At 44.5% G+C, this 14,838-nt stretch carries 12 protein-coding genes; 1 reads left to right on the top strand and 11 read right to left on the bottom strand.

Features of this window, described 5'->3' with window-relative positions; translation table 11 throughout:
- Positions 1-30 precede the first annotated feature (30 nt).
- From H7T88_RS17030 to H7T88_RS17010, 5 genes are all read right to left on the bottom strand, one after another.
- The gene (locus tag H7T88_RS17030; protein ID WP_221789442.1) at positions 31-810 is read right to left on the bottom strand and encodes a phosphotransferase family protein; all 780 of its coding nucleotides are present in this window, start codon (positions 808-810) and stop codon (positions 31-33) included.
- Positions 811-827: 17 nt separating this feature from the next.
- The gene (locus H7T88_RS17025; protein ID WP_221789441.1) at positions 828-1,400 is read right to left on the bottom strand and encodes a histidine phosphatase family protein; all 573 of its coding nucleotides are present in this window, start codon (positions 1,398-1,400) and stop codon (positions 828-830) included.
- 259 nt (positions 1,401-1,659) lie between these two features.
- Positions 1,660-2,424 (bottom strand): hypothetical protein, encoded by a 765-nt coding sequence (locus H7T88_RS28770; RefSeq protein WP_312027629.1) that lies wholly within the window; start codon positions 2,422-2,424, stop codon positions 1,660-1,662.
- A gap of 270 nt (positions 2,425-2,694) precedes the next feature.
- Entirely contained in the window at positions 2,695-2,904 is a 210-nt protein-coding gene (locus H7T88_RS17015; protein WP_145331436.1) for a hypothetical protein, read from the bottom strand.
- Positions 2,905-3,054: 150 nt separating this feature from the next.
- Positions 3,055-4,332, bottom strand: coding sequence for a WD40/YVTN/BNR-like repeat-containing protein (locus tag H7T88_RS17010; protein ID WP_221789439.1), 1,278 nt, complete (start codon positions 4,330-4,332; stop codon positions 3,055-3,057).
- 347 nt (positions 4,333-4,679) lie between these two features.
- On the opposite strand from H7T88_RS17010, the gene H7T88_RS17005 reads away from it, so the two are divergent.
- Entirely contained in the window at positions 4,680-5,609 is a 930-nt protein-coding gene (locus H7T88_RS17005) for an L-lactate dehydrogenase (protein WP_154983488.1), read from the top strand.
- 205 nt (positions 5,610-5,814) lie between these two features.
- On the opposite strand, the gene H7T88_RS17000 is transcribed toward H7T88_RS17005, so the two are convergent.
- From H7T88_RS17000 to H7T88_RS16975, 6 genes are all read right to left on the bottom strand, one after another.
- Positions 5,815-7,038, bottom strand: coding sequence for a chromate transporter (locus H7T88_RS17000; RefSeq protein WP_154983489.1), 1,224 nt, complete (start codon positions 7,036-7,038; stop codon positions 5,815-5,817).
- 82 nt (positions 7,039-7,120) lie between these two features.
- Entirely contained in the window at positions 7,121-8,056 is a 936-nt protein-coding gene (locus H7T88_RS16995; protein ID WP_090916588.1) for a tyrosine-type recombinase/integrase, read from the bottom strand.
- Between the two features lie 116 nt (positions 8,057-8,172).
- Positions 8,173-9,261, bottom strand: a complete 1,089-nt coding sequence (locus tag H7T88_RS16990; protein ID WP_221789437.1) for a hypothetical protein — start codon at positions 9,259-9,261, stop codon at positions 8,173-8,175.
- A gap of 275 nt (positions 9,262-9,536) precedes the next feature.
- Positions 9,537-10,946: a branched-chain amino acid transporter BcaP gene (gene bcaP, locus H7T88_RS16985; protein WP_221789435.1), complete on the bottom strand. Its 1,410-nt coding sequence runs from the start codon at positions 10,944-10,946 to the stop codon at positions 9,537-9,539.
- 528 nt (positions 10,947-11,474) lie between these two features.
- Complete coding sequence (locus H7T88_RS16980) at positions 11,475-12,929, bottom strand: glycoside hydrolase family 1 protein (protein WP_154983495.1); 1,455 nt, start codon at positions 12,927-12,929, stop codon at positions 11,475-11,477.
- Positions 12,930-12,953: 24 nt separating this feature from the next.
- Entirely contained in the window at positions 12,954-14,819 is a 1,866-nt protein-coding gene (locus tag H7T88_RS16975) for a beta-glucoside-specific PTS transporter subunit IIABC (protein ID WP_221789432.1), read from the bottom strand.
- Positions 14,820-14,838 lie beyond the last annotated feature (19 nt).

The raw sequence follows: 14,838 nt of genomic DNA, 5'->3' as shown, positions 1-14,838 counted from the left end.
CACAGCCCCTGTCTCACTTTTGTGCACTTTTTAGAAAAAGTTATATATTCCATCTTCGAAATACCGATACTCTTCCTCCGTCAATCTCCGCTTGCCATACGCATCGTAAAAAATATCTTTATCCCGCTCATCCTCGAAGGCATTCGTTTTTGGCCGAATGGCTAAAGCCACGTCATACCGGGGATCACCATAGGTTGCGCCCGCCCAATCGATTATTCCCACGACTTCGCCGTTATGGACGAGTACATTATCGATAGTGAAGTCTCCATGTATTAAGGTGGGCGCCATATCGCCTGGTCGGTTTATTTTTAAATGAGCAAGTAGTTCTTCGGTTCCGTCTACTGAATAATGAGCCAGATTATACTCCGCTTTCGTTAATATATGATCAAGCCAAGCGTGCTCCACCTGTTGCCATTCGATCGGACATGGACATTCATGCAGTTGTTTCAAACAACGTCCGAAGCTGACAATCGCCTTTTCTTTATCTTTCTCAGGCGGATAACCGGCAAGAAATTGTCTCAACGATATTCCATCCACATAATCCATCAATAGCCATCTAGATTGATTCTCTATGTAAAATGAATGCGTTTTCGGAATAGGGATTCCTGTTCCTTGAAGAAGCTGCATTGCGGCATATTCATCAGACAACCATGCATTGTAGAGTTCGTGCTCTGTTTTTTTGATTACATATCTCTGATCTGCTGTCTCCAGAACGGCAACGGTAGAGGTGTGACCTTGCCGTGGAAACGTAATTCGCTGTACGGTTCCAATCTGCCCCAATATCTTCGATGGAATATCTGCGAGTTGCATGGGATTCCCTCCTCCACCTAAGTGAGATGTTTAGTACAGTTATAGAGCGAGCAATCCCACCGAGGAGTTCCGCTATGCAAGTGAGTTACCGATGTGTTTAATAGATTTCCTCTGATATCCATATGAGTAAGAATTCTTTTCATAGTAAGGCTAAGAAATGCTCCATGACTTACAACTAATATGTTCTCACCTGAATGCCGGTTAGCTAAGTCGGCAAGGCACTGCCTTCCCCTTTTTACAATCGATTCATGGGATTCAATCCCCAAATCCAGCTTGGACCATCCATAACCCCACCGATCTACACGTTCCTGCTCCGTCGTACCTTCAATCTGGCCACAGTCCATCTCGCGTAACCGCTCATCCACACGTACTTCAATCGAACTCGCTTCGCCAAGGATAGATGCCGTTTCCAATGCTCTCGACAAATCACTTGAATAGATATATTGCCATTGTTCCGATCGAATTCGGTCAGCAAGCAAATGTGCCTGTCTTCTCCCCTCTGCATTGAGCGGGATATCGGTATGCCCTTGTGTCCGGTATTCATCATTCCAGTCCGTTGTACCGTGGCGGATAACGCCGATCATAGCCATATGTATTCCTCTTTTCTAGATACACTCATGCATCCCTGCATCTTCCATGTAAAACGAAGCTAACACATGAATAAACCGTTCGTCAATGGTGACATAGAAGTTTATATTCAAAGGCACCACTTTATCAAGACCTCTTACTCCTTAAAAATAAAATAAGACCGTGGTGCTTCCCTATCAATGGTCTCTCTTCAATGCTATCTTATTTTCGTTGATAAAACAAAAAAAGCCCCATCAACCTAAGTTGAGGGAGCACTCTTTATTAATATTCACTTACCTCAAATGTCAGGATACGATCAAACAGGACGTAGTCCTTGCGGCTTTTAAAGGGTCCTTTGTTATTCTCATGCTTATCAATAGCGTACGAAGCTTTTCCGCTACCTGCTTGTTTTGTTTCATACCAGTTGATAAAGCTGTTAACTTCTTGCATGCTGAGGTCGAATTCTTTTTCAAGACCTGTGGTCATTATGACGACGAGTATCGCACGGTTATCAGACGGTTGTTCTGGTTCTGGCTGTGGAGTAGGGATCTGGTCATACACATTAAATTCATATACTTTTAACGGTTGATTTGTATCGCTGTGAGCAAGGCTTACTTTACTCACTCCTGTTACAATCTCAGGAAACTCAACTAATGAACCATCTGTCGTGGCAATATCAAATCTTTTGATTTTGATTCCAGCGTTGTCATATAACTCAATAACAATACCATTGCTCCGATCCGTTTTTAAACGATATGCTTTTAGTGTCTGTGGATTTGTAAAATCATAGTTGACATGATCAAAGGTTCCTGATGGTCCTTGTGTGTATTTTGCAATCAAAAATGAAGTGCTCTCATTATTATCTGTCATCTCAGTGTCCGTTAGTACTCCACCTGTAGGACCACCACTATTAAACAATTTTTTTCCGTCTAACAGCCCTCCGCTATAATCTACAGTTGCTCCTACACTAGCATTTGAAACTAAACTTGCTACTAACATAAATGAAGCAATTAATAGCCCAGCTTTTTTGAACAATGTTGTTTTCACCTGAATCCCCCTAAAGTGTTTATGTATAATCCCAACTTAATACTTCTCTATTCACTTGTCTAAACATTAACTTGCTGATCTATAAATATCATCTAAATTCTTGCATTTTTATTTTTTACTGGATTACAAAAGAAGGAACGAAGGTTACTCACCCTACTATCTTGTTGTATTGCAAAATAAGTAAACTTCCTGTGACTATTACAAAAAGAAAAACCCCCTTTCCGGGGGCTTTTATTGATACAGCGCTATTTTCATCTCCACTTTCTTTCACTATGCGTACATCATGTCCATGAATCCACGGGTTACATCCACGCCTTCCGCTTGTTCCGGCTGCTCTGTCTCTGCATGTGCAGCCATGCAAGCTTTCACTGCTTCTTCCGTAGTACAACGATTAGCGTCGTCACATGTGTAGCATAAGTGAAGCATGTATCTTGTTAATTCATCCGCCTGCGTGAATTGAGTTTGACCGTTGGTTCTCATCTTCATCACTCCTTTTCTTCTTGAGTTAAATATAACATCATCTTCATGATTTATTTGTGATTAATTTCACAATGTATCAAAAAAATAAAATAAAAATAAAGGGAAAACCTCATTCGAGATTTCCCCCTTACACTTTCCCAAGCAGCAATATTAAAGTACTTTCCAATGTTCTCCGCCATCAACAGTTTGCAGTAGTAGCGAACGTTTGGCATCAGTATTCTCCACCAAGATCCAGCCAAGCTTCGGCGATACCATCTGCATTTTCACAATCTCAGGGTAGTCTTTGAAAATCTTTTCTAACACACTGCTCGTAGGGTAGGCTGTCCATGTTTTGCCTGTATCCTTCGAATAATACATAATGCCCTTCTGCATCGCCCAACCTTCCGATGGACTCAGAAATACAGGCGCCAGGTTGCGGTTAATCCCTGTTTGCTTATCCAGATTAAATGAATACGGCTTCCAACTTACGCCACCATCAGCTGTGAAGAAACCGCTGAACGTTATGCTCTCTCCGCTGGCACATGACATGGACATCCAGGCCGACTTCGCTTCACGTCCAAAAAATTGAGGTGCACTGATCGTGAAATTACCGCAGGCTTTGAATTTATCCCGGTCAAAAAAGGAAGAACCCGTTTGCCACTCTTCGCCACCATCTGATGTCACGTACAGCTTCGGTGTACCGAACTCTATGGCACTCAGGAATCCATGCTTGGAGTCCGAAAACGTCATGCCCGTGGTGTAGCCACGTCTTGAAATTTCACCCGTTTGGGATTTATCCTTGTCATCACTGGAAGTCATTCGCTCCCAAGTTGTACCTCCATCCTGAGTACGATACAGATTCTTGTCCTGTTTACCAATTCCCGTATCGAGTGTCGTCAGAACCCAGCCTTTCTCGGGAGAGACAAAGGATATCGCTGTTACCTTATCCGTCTTCGACAAGGAAGACAAACTCCAGCTCACGCCTCCATTATTGGTACGTAGCACAATCGTATCTGTGCCTCCCATCCCCTCTCGAACAATCCAGCCATGCATACGATCTACAAAATAAATACTTTCTCCATATTTCGGATTAGCCGGGAATTGCACATTCTCTGAGGGCGAAATGTTGGTCCACGTTTTTCCCTGATCCTGAGTGTAATAGAGCCGGAGCGCATTACGCGTAACTCCCCAGGCCAAGCCCCCGTTATCATTAATGAGTTGAAAATCGGTCAAACGTGTCTGAATCTGATATTTGGCCATCTCCGCTGCTTCGGTGTTATTGTTTACCGGGGGTACAACAGTAAGAGTCTGACCAACGTTACCGCTGTCATCCTGTTCCTGAGGTTCTGCAACTGGCGGCTGTTCCGTTTTGGTACATGCAACCAGCAACATCATGATACCTATAGACAGCATTGCTGTCTGCGCGATTTTTTTCCATTGCAAGCGCAAGTGGGTTCCACCTCTCTCATTCATCAGACAGACGCGCATGTCTCTGTGACGAAGTTATATTTACGATTCATCAGAATCCACTGCTCCTATTCTACCACAAACTTCGACCTAAAGGCTCACACCGCTGGGGAACCTGCCGAATGTTGAATATTTTTGCCGATCATTGTCCTTGAATACCAATATGTAGACCTTTTTTGGATCATGTGAAGTCTATTTATCCATCTTTTTAGCGGATTCCCCTTGGAAAATGAGATATGTTGTGAAAAAAGTTATAGACAAAACTCGCTTTATCTCCACATATCCCTTAATATGGATGGTAGTATACCCAAAAAGGAGAGGATAAGATTATGACAACAAGTTCAGCATTGAAGCCCAGTCGTGTCGTTATTATCGGCATGGGTGCGGTAGGAACAACAACGGGATACACGCTTATGCTCAGACAGCGTTCGTCCGAGTTGGTATTTGTGGATGTGAATCATGACAAGGCAACCGGCGAAATGCTGGATATGAACCACGGTTTACCATTTACCGGGGGCGTTAAAGTGTGGGCAGGTGACTATTCCGACTGCAAAGATGCCGATATCATCATCATTACTGCGGGTGCTTCACAAAAGCCGGGCGAGACTAGAATTGATCTGCTGAAGAAAAATGCAAGCATTTTCAAAGACATCATTGATCGAATTACCGAAGTCAACTCGCACGGTATTTTGTTAATTGCTACGAACCCTGTCGATATCTTATCCTATACGTCCTGGAAACAAAGCGGCTGGCCGGCTTCCCGGGTCATTGGCTCAGGTACATTGCTGGACAGCGCACGATTCCGTTATCTGATCGGTAAAAATAAAGGCATCGACCCCCGCAGCATTCACGCGCACATCATCGGTGAACATGGGGATTCCGAGGTGCCTGTATGGAGTCTGGCAAACGTTGCGGGAACAGACCTTGAACTGGACGAAGAAACACAACAGGACATTTTCAACAGCACCAAAAATGCAGCTTACGAGATCATTAATGCCAAAGGAGCCACTTCCTACGCCATCGCTTTGGCACTCGATCGTATTGTCGCTGCCATTCTGGGTAACGAAGGCTCCGTTCTGAATGTTTCCACATTGCTTGAAGATTATAACGGCGTTTCTGATGTATATCTGGGTGTTCCTTGTGTCGTAGATCGCCATGGCGTGCGTGAAATTCTGCCGCTTCCGTTGAATGAAACCGAGAAATTGGCCTTTCAGGCATCTGCAAGCAAATTAAAAGAACAGATTGCCGGACTGGAATAACATATACACTTATCCATTAAAAAAAGACCATTCAACAACTCTGCATAGAGTTCCGGATGGTCTTTTGATATGACGTGACTGGGCGCTCCACTTCCTTACAAGATTATCGTTTAATCTCAGCTCATTCATGATTATCATTAATTATTTCAATCTTTAACTTTTTATTATTTTCGGTTTACATAATAATAATGACGGAAACTAAAATTCAAATTTGATTGACAATCATACCTCCAACGATACCTAATAGAACAATGATCCATGGTGGGCATTTCCAGAAGTTCAGCAGTACAAACAAAATACATACCACCGCAAAATCAGCAGGCGACAATACAGCTGTTGTCCATAGCGGCTGGTAGAGTGCGGCTAACAGAAGACCTACTACTCCTGCATTGATTCCAGCTAACGCTCCTTGCATATGCGAATTACCGCGAAGCACATTCCAGAAGGGCAACGCACCGATAATGAGCAAAAATGCAGGTAAGAATATAGCGATTGTAGCAATAAACGCTCCTGCTCCGCCCATCGAAACTGCCCCAAGATACGCGGCAAATGTAAACAAGGGGCCAGGGACCGCTTGTGTTGCCCCATATCCAGCTAGAAAGTCATCTTTGCTCACTACACCGTGAGGTACGAGTTCCTGCTCAAGCAATGGCAATACGACATGTCCCCCGCCAAATACCATGGAACCTGCTCGGTACATCGAATCGAAAAGAGCGATCCACTCCATATTTATGGCCTGCCGCAGGATCGGCAACAGGATAAGCAGACCTGCAAAAGTGATTACACACAGCACAGCCAAGCTACGGCGGATGGGCACATTCATTTTGATAACTGGAGTGACCGGAACATTGCGGTACATCCACCAGCCAATGAAACCTGAGAACAGGATTAATATGATCTGACTATATGGAACTGTCCATAGTAAAGCCGCTGTAGCCACTAACACAGCAATGGTAATCCTCACTTTGTCCGGGGTAAGCTTCTGAGCCATGCCAAGAATGGCATGAGCAACAATTACCACTGCTACGATTTTCAAACCGCTAATCCAACCCGCATGGCCCACATCGTAACCTTTTAAAATAAACGCAAACGCCACTAATATGAGCACGGACGGAAGAGTGAATCCAATCCAAGCCATCAATCCACCAAGCAGACCTGCACGCATGACACCGATCCCAATTCCCACCTGGCTACTGGCTGGTCCAGGGAGAAATTGACACAACGCCACTAGATCAGCATAACTCTGCTCGTCCATCCATTTTCGTTTGCGTATATACTCGTTATGAAAATAGCCTAAATGCGCTGTCGGACCTCCAAAGGATGTCAGTCCCAGCTTGGCAGCAACGATAAGCACTTCCCACAGCGCCCGCCATCGGTTTGGTGTAACAGCCTGATCTTGATCATCCGAAGCAAGATTTCCCGTCTTCATGCTCGCCCATCTCTCCTAGCGTGTCATGTGTTGTTGTCCAGATTTTTTTGGATTCTCTCCAACTTATATCGTTCGTTTTGTACTAATTCATCACTTCGTTAACCGGAAGTTTGACATCCAGCAAAGCCATCGCCTCTTCTTTTTCCCGGCTGGTAACATGGGTGTATACCGTTGTCGTTTGAATGGAGGCATGTCCGAGCAGTTCCTGTACCGTGCGCAGATCAGCTCCGCGCCGCAACATCATAGTGGCGAACGAATGACGCAGCTTGTGGCTGGAATAGCTTTGACGCTGATGAACAGGAGCTTCCTGCTGGAAGCGTTCGAAGGTTTCAGTTGAGATGAGTTGAATGCTACGAATGGACAGACGCTTGCCTTTTTGCGATACAAACAGGGCCTCTTCCTTCTCGCCCCGCCACGGATTCAGCCGTTCTTCAAGAGCCTGAGATAACACTTCTGCAACCGTTTCAGGAACCGGGATTGTTCTCCATTTTCTCCCCTTTCCGAACACATCGAGTGTGCGTCGCTCGGGGTTGTAGTCTTTACAATTAAGGGCATGCACTTCTCCCACCCGAAGTCCCATATAACCCATTAGCAGGAACAATGCCAGGTTGCGGGTGCGATATTTCCCTTCGACGGATGCCAAAAAGCGTGTCAAACCTCCTTCGTCCAGGAAGACTGGAGCACGATTTTTCTCGGTTTTGGACTTTTTGATGCCAGAAGCCGGATTGCTCGCCAGCACTTCGAGTTCAATGAGTGACTTGTAGAAGCAGTTGACTGCCGCGTGTTTACGGTTCCGGGTAGCATCACTCACGCCACGCTCCCGTGCACGGGACAGAAAAGCAAGCACATGCAACTTCTTCACTTGCTCCAGCGATTTTCCTTGGATAGAAGTAAGGAATTCCGTTACATCCCCCGTGTAGGATTTGACCGTATATCCGGTGTATCCGGCATCCTTCATCCAGATATGAAAGGCCTGCAACTCATCCCCATATTGCTCCTGAACCTCTTCATTGATCACCTGCTCTTGTCACCTCCACTGACTTCAAATGTACTGATTGACCTGCTATACTGACTGACGTGAATGCAATGTATTTCTATTTCAAAATCGGTTTACTATTTGCAGGACACAGACGCCTAACTTAGTGGAAAATCAACCTCTTCGACGATCACAACATCAGCCATCAGCAAAATCATCTCCGGTTTGCCCTCACGACGTGTGAGCACAAACGATGGGATCGGATTTTCATGAAGCTCATTGACCGACTCCGCCACCTGAACATACAGATCCAGAAGAAGTGTCTCACCTTCGCCTGGAATATCAATAACTGGCCAATCTTTGCGAATGCAATCCGCCCAAAAAGCCAGCTCATTCGCTGGAACAATGCTTAACTGCTGCACTTTGGGATCAATCGGATATATCGCTTGCCGCTCAGGTTCATCCCCAAGCTTGTCCCATGGTAATGCATAAGCACCTTGCTCGCTTGGTGGGGAATACAGGGAGTAACACCACGGAGTCATGCCCCATACAACCAGCATCAGTCCCTCTTCAAGCAATACATCCAGTCGGCCTTCTGTGAAATGTTCAGTTAAATTATGATTACCTGGCCCAAGCAATTCCTCTACTCGCTTCGCAAGACGATCCAGATCCGCCAGGATAAATCCTCTTCGGCCATAGGAGTCGAACACATGATGATTCCGAGTCCATGTTGCAGAAGGTGAATCGAGTATAGAGGCTTCTGCCGGGAACAGTGTGATATGTACGGTATTCACTTGTGCGTATTTCACCATCGCTAGCTGTTCCGGTTCTAACGGACCTTCTGCGATTCGGGGTGTTTTGCGGTGTAAAGCAACGCGAACCTCATATTCTCCCTCTTTATAAGGTGCGAGATCAAGTTCAATCGGATAACTTATACCTTGAATCGAAGCTATTGAAATCTTGCTGTTCTCGGTTAGACGAACCGCGTATTGTACGTAGGATATTTCGGCTCCATACAGAACATTAGCATCCTCACGGTGCACAGGTGTCTGCAATAGCTGGGCGATCACGGAAACTTTGCGACCATCCTCCAGATGTCGTTGTGGATCGATGTCCAACTGCAGATTATCTGTTTCATCCTCTTGTGATAGGATCAGCTTCGCCTCAGCGAGAACGGTTGAATCCGCAAGTGCAAACCCAAAATGCGACGAGTGTTCATTAAAATTGTTATGTAATGGTTCTTTCATACGTTAACCCCTCTCTTCGGTTCTGGTTGCAGATCACACCCCCAAATATATTTCATATTTGGTTCATCCGCAACCCCGACCTGCTGATACACTCAGCAGGTTTCCTTTATCCTTTACCCAGGTGAGTGACAAATTTAACGCAGCAAACTTCTTTTAATCGTTAGTTTTAAACATCTCTTGTTAACCAACGACTCCTATATTGTTGCACAAAAAAATCCCTGCTCCTTCGCTTGGCGATTGGGGAGCAGGGAAAGATTCAAAGCTTATTTTTCAATTCACTTCCGCCGAAGTGGATTCAGATGACTATGATGACGACCATAGGCAAAATAAATAATTAATCCGATTATCAGCCAGCCAAAAAACGTAATCCATGTCAGAGCTGCAAGGCGAGTCATCAAATAGAAACAGCCGAGAGCACTCAGAATCGGAATCAATGGCACGAGCGGAACACGGAAACCCCGTTTGAGATCAGGGTTATTTTTACGCAATACGATAATCCCGATACTCACTACAGCAAAAGCAAACAACGTACCGATGTTCGTAAGTTCTGCCAGATGGCCAAGAGAGATGAAGCCGGAGAACAATGCAACAATGATACCTGCGAGCCAGCTACCCACTGCCGGTGTCTGACTTTTACCACTTACCTTGGAGAAAACGGGAGATAATAGACCATCACGTGACATGGAATAGAGCAGACGGGTCTGACCATACATCATGACGAGCAAGACCGTTGTAATTCCCGTAATGGCTCCGAGGGATACAATCCATGACAACCCGTTTAATTGAACAAATTCAAAAGCAAACGCAACCGGATCACTAACATTTAACATGTTGAATGGCACAATGCCCGTGAGAATCAGAGATACTACAATATATAGGACGGTACATACGGCAAGGGATGCAATAATACCTATCGGCAAATCCCGCTGCGGGCGTTTCACTTCTTCAGCTGCGGTTGATACAGCATCAAATCCGATATACGCAAAAAATACTGTAGCTGCACCCGCCGTTACACCGGAGAAGCCAAACGGCAAGAAAGGATGCCAGTTCGCTGGTTGAACATAAAACACACCCACACCGATGAAGATTAGCACCACGATAATTTTAATGCCTACCATGATTCCATTCGCTCTCGCCGCTTCTTTTACTCCTCGAGTCAACAGGAAAGTAATCATTAACGTAATCAGAGCCGCTGTAATGTCAAAATACGTGCCTTTTTCCGGATTAAAAGCACTTGTTAATGCATGAGGCAACTCCAATCCAAATCCGGATAATAAAGTCTGGAAGTACCCTGACCAACCGCTGGCTACCGCCGCACTCGCAAAGCCATATTCCAGAATGAGATCCCAACCTAGAATCCACGCAATCACTTCACCAAATGCAGTGTAGCTGTACGTATAAGCACTTCCCGATGCCGGGATGGTGGAAGCAAATTCAGAGTAACATAAGGCGGCAAACGCACAGATGATGCCCGCCAGTAAAAAGGATAATACCAGACCAGGGCCTGCATACTTGGCAGCTGCGACACCTGTCAGTACAAAAATGCCTGTACCAATAATCGCTCCTACACCAAGCGTCGTTAAATCAAAGGCCCCAAGTGCCCTCTTCAATACACCGCTTTCATTGGATTGGCTGGCAATCGGTTTTTTACGGAATAACACACTGATTTTCTCATTTCTACTCATACGCATGTTCCTTTCATGGTGAATCTCGAATGTGTTGCCGCGTAACTACGACGAAATAACATTTCTCATCTGTTCTATGAAAAACTCATTTGTTCTATCTTATCCATCACCTATAAAAACCTATCGAATTCTACACGTTATCGCGTTGAATGATTAAATTTATTTTTGGAGATGGCTTATTTTGACCTTTATGCACGAAAAATATCACGTTCTGTTACCCATGCTGAAGGATGAAAATGGATTTAAATAAAAACTGCGTATAATTTATATTATGCGCAGTTTTTTGAATGCTTTTTATAGATCGAAATCTAACTTTTATCGTTGTTAAATGAATTTATGAAAATGAACTGCTTTTTCGTCTTTTTTCGCTGTCATATCTTATCCTGATTCGGATTGTGTCCCTACTGTTCGTAATAAAAAAGCCGCTAGCAATTAGCGGCTTTTTTCAACACATTTTCATATAGACCATATCCAGGCCAGTGACCAATGATCATATCCGAAGGCTATTTCACTACGATACTTTTTATCCTAACCCAGATCTTCCCCGTTGGATTCAATCACTTTTTGATACCAGTAGAAACTGTTCTTTTTACTTCTTTTCAGTGTGCCTTTGCCCTCGTTATCTTTATCCACGTAAATGAAACCATAGCGCTTGGCCATTTCACCCGTGGAGGCACTCACAATATCGATGCAACCCCAGGCTGTATAACCGATCAGGTTAACGCCGTCACGGACAGCTTCTCTCATCTGTTCAATGTGAGCGCGCAAAAACTCAATCCGGTACGTATCGTTAATGGTGCCATCCTCTTCAACGACATCCACTGCTCCCAGGCCATTCTCTACAATCATCATCGGAATGCGATACCGATCATAGACATGGTTCAGCACGTACCGGAGTCCAACCGGATCAATCTGCCAGCCCCAGTCCGTCGCTTCTAGATACGGATTTTTGTATCCACCAAAAACGTTACCTTGGGTTTCATCCCCTTCTGGTCGCGTACCTACTACATGAGATTTGTAGTAGCTAAAGCTATAGAAATCTACACAACCTTGTTTAAGAACTTCTTGATCGTCTTCAGCCATTTGAATGTGGATATTTTTCTCTGCAAAATACCTCTTCGCAAAGTCAGGATATTCGCCTCTAACTTGCACGTCACTGCTCATCATATTGTTGATTTGATCCATTCTTAGCGCTTGCAACATATCTTCCGGTTTACATGTGCTTCCATACCCGTGGCTGTAATTGATCATACAGCCGAGTTTGAAGTCTGGATTGATCTCATGTGCAAGCTTGACCGCTTTGGCACTCGCCACGAATTGATGGTGCAGCGCTTGAAATCTCATCTGCGTGCTGTCTACGGATGTATTGTTAAATACGCCGCCTTTTTTATCAACCAGCAGAGCTCCTGCCAGGTATGCACCTGCCGGAACAATCAGGCTATTAATTTCGTTAAAAGTAATCCAATACTTCACCACGTCTTTGTAACGATTAAAGATGGCGTCGCAATACTTTACATAACAATCGATCATTTCTCTGGAAGCCCAAGCATTAAATTTCTCAGTTAGAGCAAACGGTGCTTCATAATGGGAAATTGTAACGATGGGTTCAATATTATACTTTTTCAATTCATTGAACACATTGTCGTAAAATTGAAGCCCTGCTTCATTCGGCGCTACATCGTCCCCGTTGGGGAAAATTCTGGACCATGCGATGGACATTCTGTAACAACGGAAACCCATCTCCGCAAACAGACGGATATCTTCCTTGTAATGATGGTAAAAATCTACCGCTTCATGAGAAGGATAATGTACCCCTTCTTCAGTCGTTATCGTTATCCGACGGGGAACCGTATGGGTTCCACCTGTCATCATATCGGCTGTACTCGCTTTTTTTCCGTCAAGGTTCCAGGCACCTTCGTATTGATTCGCCGCTGTTGCACCACCCCACATAAAAGATTCGGGGAAACCATTTTTGTTATTCATGAACCATTCCTCCTTAAATTACCTTTAAATAATCTTGATGAGATTCTCACCGATTGTAATTGATTCTTTATCCGTGTTGATCACATCTACAAAATCATGTGAATTCGTAACGATAATGGGTGTAGTCAGGTCAAAGCCTTTGGAAGCAATCGCATCTGTATCAAACTCAATGAGCAAATCTCCAGCTTTTACAGTATCGCCTTCTTTGACGTGAACCTTAAAATGCTCACCTTTCAACTTCACCGTGTTCATTCCGATGTGAATGAGAAGCTCCGCACCATCATTTGAACTAATACCGATGGCATGGGACGTAGGGAAAATCGCAGATACCACACCATCTGCTGGTGATGCCAGTTTTCCAACCGTAGGTTCAATAGCGACCCCTTTTCCCATAGCTCCCGTTGCAAAAGCTTCGTCCTTAATCGTGGATAACTCCAGAACTTTACCAGTCAATGGTGCAACGAGAATATGTTCAGAAACACCGGCAACAGCTACACGATCGTTTGTAGACGTTTTTTCTTGTGTTTCTTGAATCTTTCCATCCTCGGGTACATCTTCAAATCCCAAGATAAGAGTCATGATGAAAGTAACTACAAATGCAATCACACAACCAATTGCCGCATGAACCAAGTTCCATGGATGATCCGTGATAAATGCGGGTAGCGTAGCTATACCTGCAATACCTAGAGCGGATCGAGCTACACCGAACAATCCGACATAAACACCAGCTACCATGCCACCAACAATTACAGCAATCAGTGGTTTTTTCAACCGTAAATTTACACCAAACAAGGCAGGCTCGGTAATTCCGAGCAAAGCAGTGATGCTTGTAGAATATGCAACTTGTTTAAATGCTTTATTTTTAGTTCTCATAGCAACTGCAAGCGCAGCAGCACCTTGAGAAATATTGTGTACAAGCATACCTGGACCAACAATGCTATCCGTCTTCGTCTGTGCATACGCAGTGAGCACTACAGGCCCTAAACTATAATGCATACCTGTCATAATCAAGAACGGGAATGCCCCGCCGATAATACCAGATACTAACCATCCTGCATGTGTATTCACAAAAGAAACGCCTGACGCAAGGTAGTTACCCGCGATAGCACCGATTGGACCCAGTACAATCAGCGTTAATGGAGCCATGATAAGGATTACGATCAACGGTTTAAGAATAGATTTAATAACCGATGGAGAATACTTCTCCGCAAAGCGTTCAACATATGACAAGATCCAAACCGCTAAAATAATCGGAATAACCGACGAAGTGTACGTCGCTGGCGTGACAGGCAGTCCTAAAAACGAAACAGGCTCACCTGCAGACATCAACGCCCCTAAGGAAGGATGCAACAGAACACCAGCAATCGTTAATGCAAAGCCCACGTTAGCTTTAAGCTTAACAGCCGCACTCCAGGCAAGCAGCATCGGCAAGAAGTAATACGCCGCATCACCGATAAACGTCATAATCGTATTGAACTGCCCATCCAGATCAACGAGATCAAATGTTTTCAAAATAAGAAGAACGGCTTTAATCATCGCACAACCAATCATGGCTGGCAGGATCGGTGTAAAGATTCCGGAGATCGTGTCCAGAAGCGTAGTCAGTTTTCCTTTTTTCACAGTAGGGGCATCATTATTGGTTGCAAAGTTCCCCAGCTGCGTCAAAGCTTTATACACATTGTTTACCTCGTTACCGATAATGACCTGATACTGCCCACCACTGCTGGCAACACCTACAACCCCTTGGACATTTTTTAAAGCTTCATCATTCGCGACCTTCTCGTCTTTCAGATTAAATCGCAACCTTGTAGCACAGTGTGTTACACTATCTACGTTTTTTTCTCCACCAACCAGTTTTAAAATCTCGGCGGCTGTTCTTTCATGTTTCATGTACTGCTCCCCCTCAAAC

The sequence above is a fragment of the Paenibacillus cucumis (ex Kampfer et al. 2016) genome, assembly GCF_019748695.1.
GTDB lineage: Bacteria > Bacillota > Bacilli > Paenibacillales > Paenibacillaceae > Paenibacillus > Paenibacillus polysaccharolyticus.
This window is presented reverse-complemented; position numbering and strand designations above follow the sequence as displayed.

Bases quoted from the DNA above. Each gene is read 5' to 3' on its own strand.
- H7T88_RS17030 (WP_221789442.1), bottom strand. From the start codon at position 810: ATGCAACTCGCAGATATTCCATCGAAGATATTGGGGCAGATTGGAACC.
- H7T88_RS17025 (WP_221789441.1), bottom strand. From the start codon at position 1,400: ATGGCTATGATCGGCGTTATCCGCCACGGTACAACGGACTGGAATGAT.
- H7T88_RS17015 (WP_145331436.1), bottom strand. From the start codon at position 2,904: ATGAGAACCAACGGTCAAACTCAATTCACGCAGGCGGATGAATTAACA.
- H7T88_RS17005 (WP_154983488.1), top strand. From the start codon at position 4,680: ATGACAACAAGTTCAGCATTGAAGCCCAGTCGTGTCGTTATTATCGGC.
- H7T88_RS17000 (WP_154983489.1), bottom strand. From the start codon at position 7,038: ATGAAGACGGGAAATCTTGCTTCGGATGATCAAGATCAGGCTGTTACA.
- H7T88_RS16990 (WP_221789437.1), bottom strand. From the start codon at position 9,261: ATGAAAGAACCATTACATAACAATTTTAATGAACACTCGTCGCATTTT.
- bcaP (WP_221789435.1), bottom strand. From the start codon at position 10,946: ATGAGTAGAAATGAGAAAATCAGTGTGTTATTCCGTAAAAAACCGATT.
- H7T88_RS16980 (WP_154983495.1), bottom strand. From the start codon at position 12,929: ATGAATAACAAAAATGGTTTCCCCGAATCTTTTATGTGGGGTGGTGCA.
- H7T88_RS16975 (WP_221789432.1), bottom strand. From the start codon at position 14,819: ATGAAACATGAAAGAACAGCCGCCGAGATTTTAAAACTGGTTGGTGGA.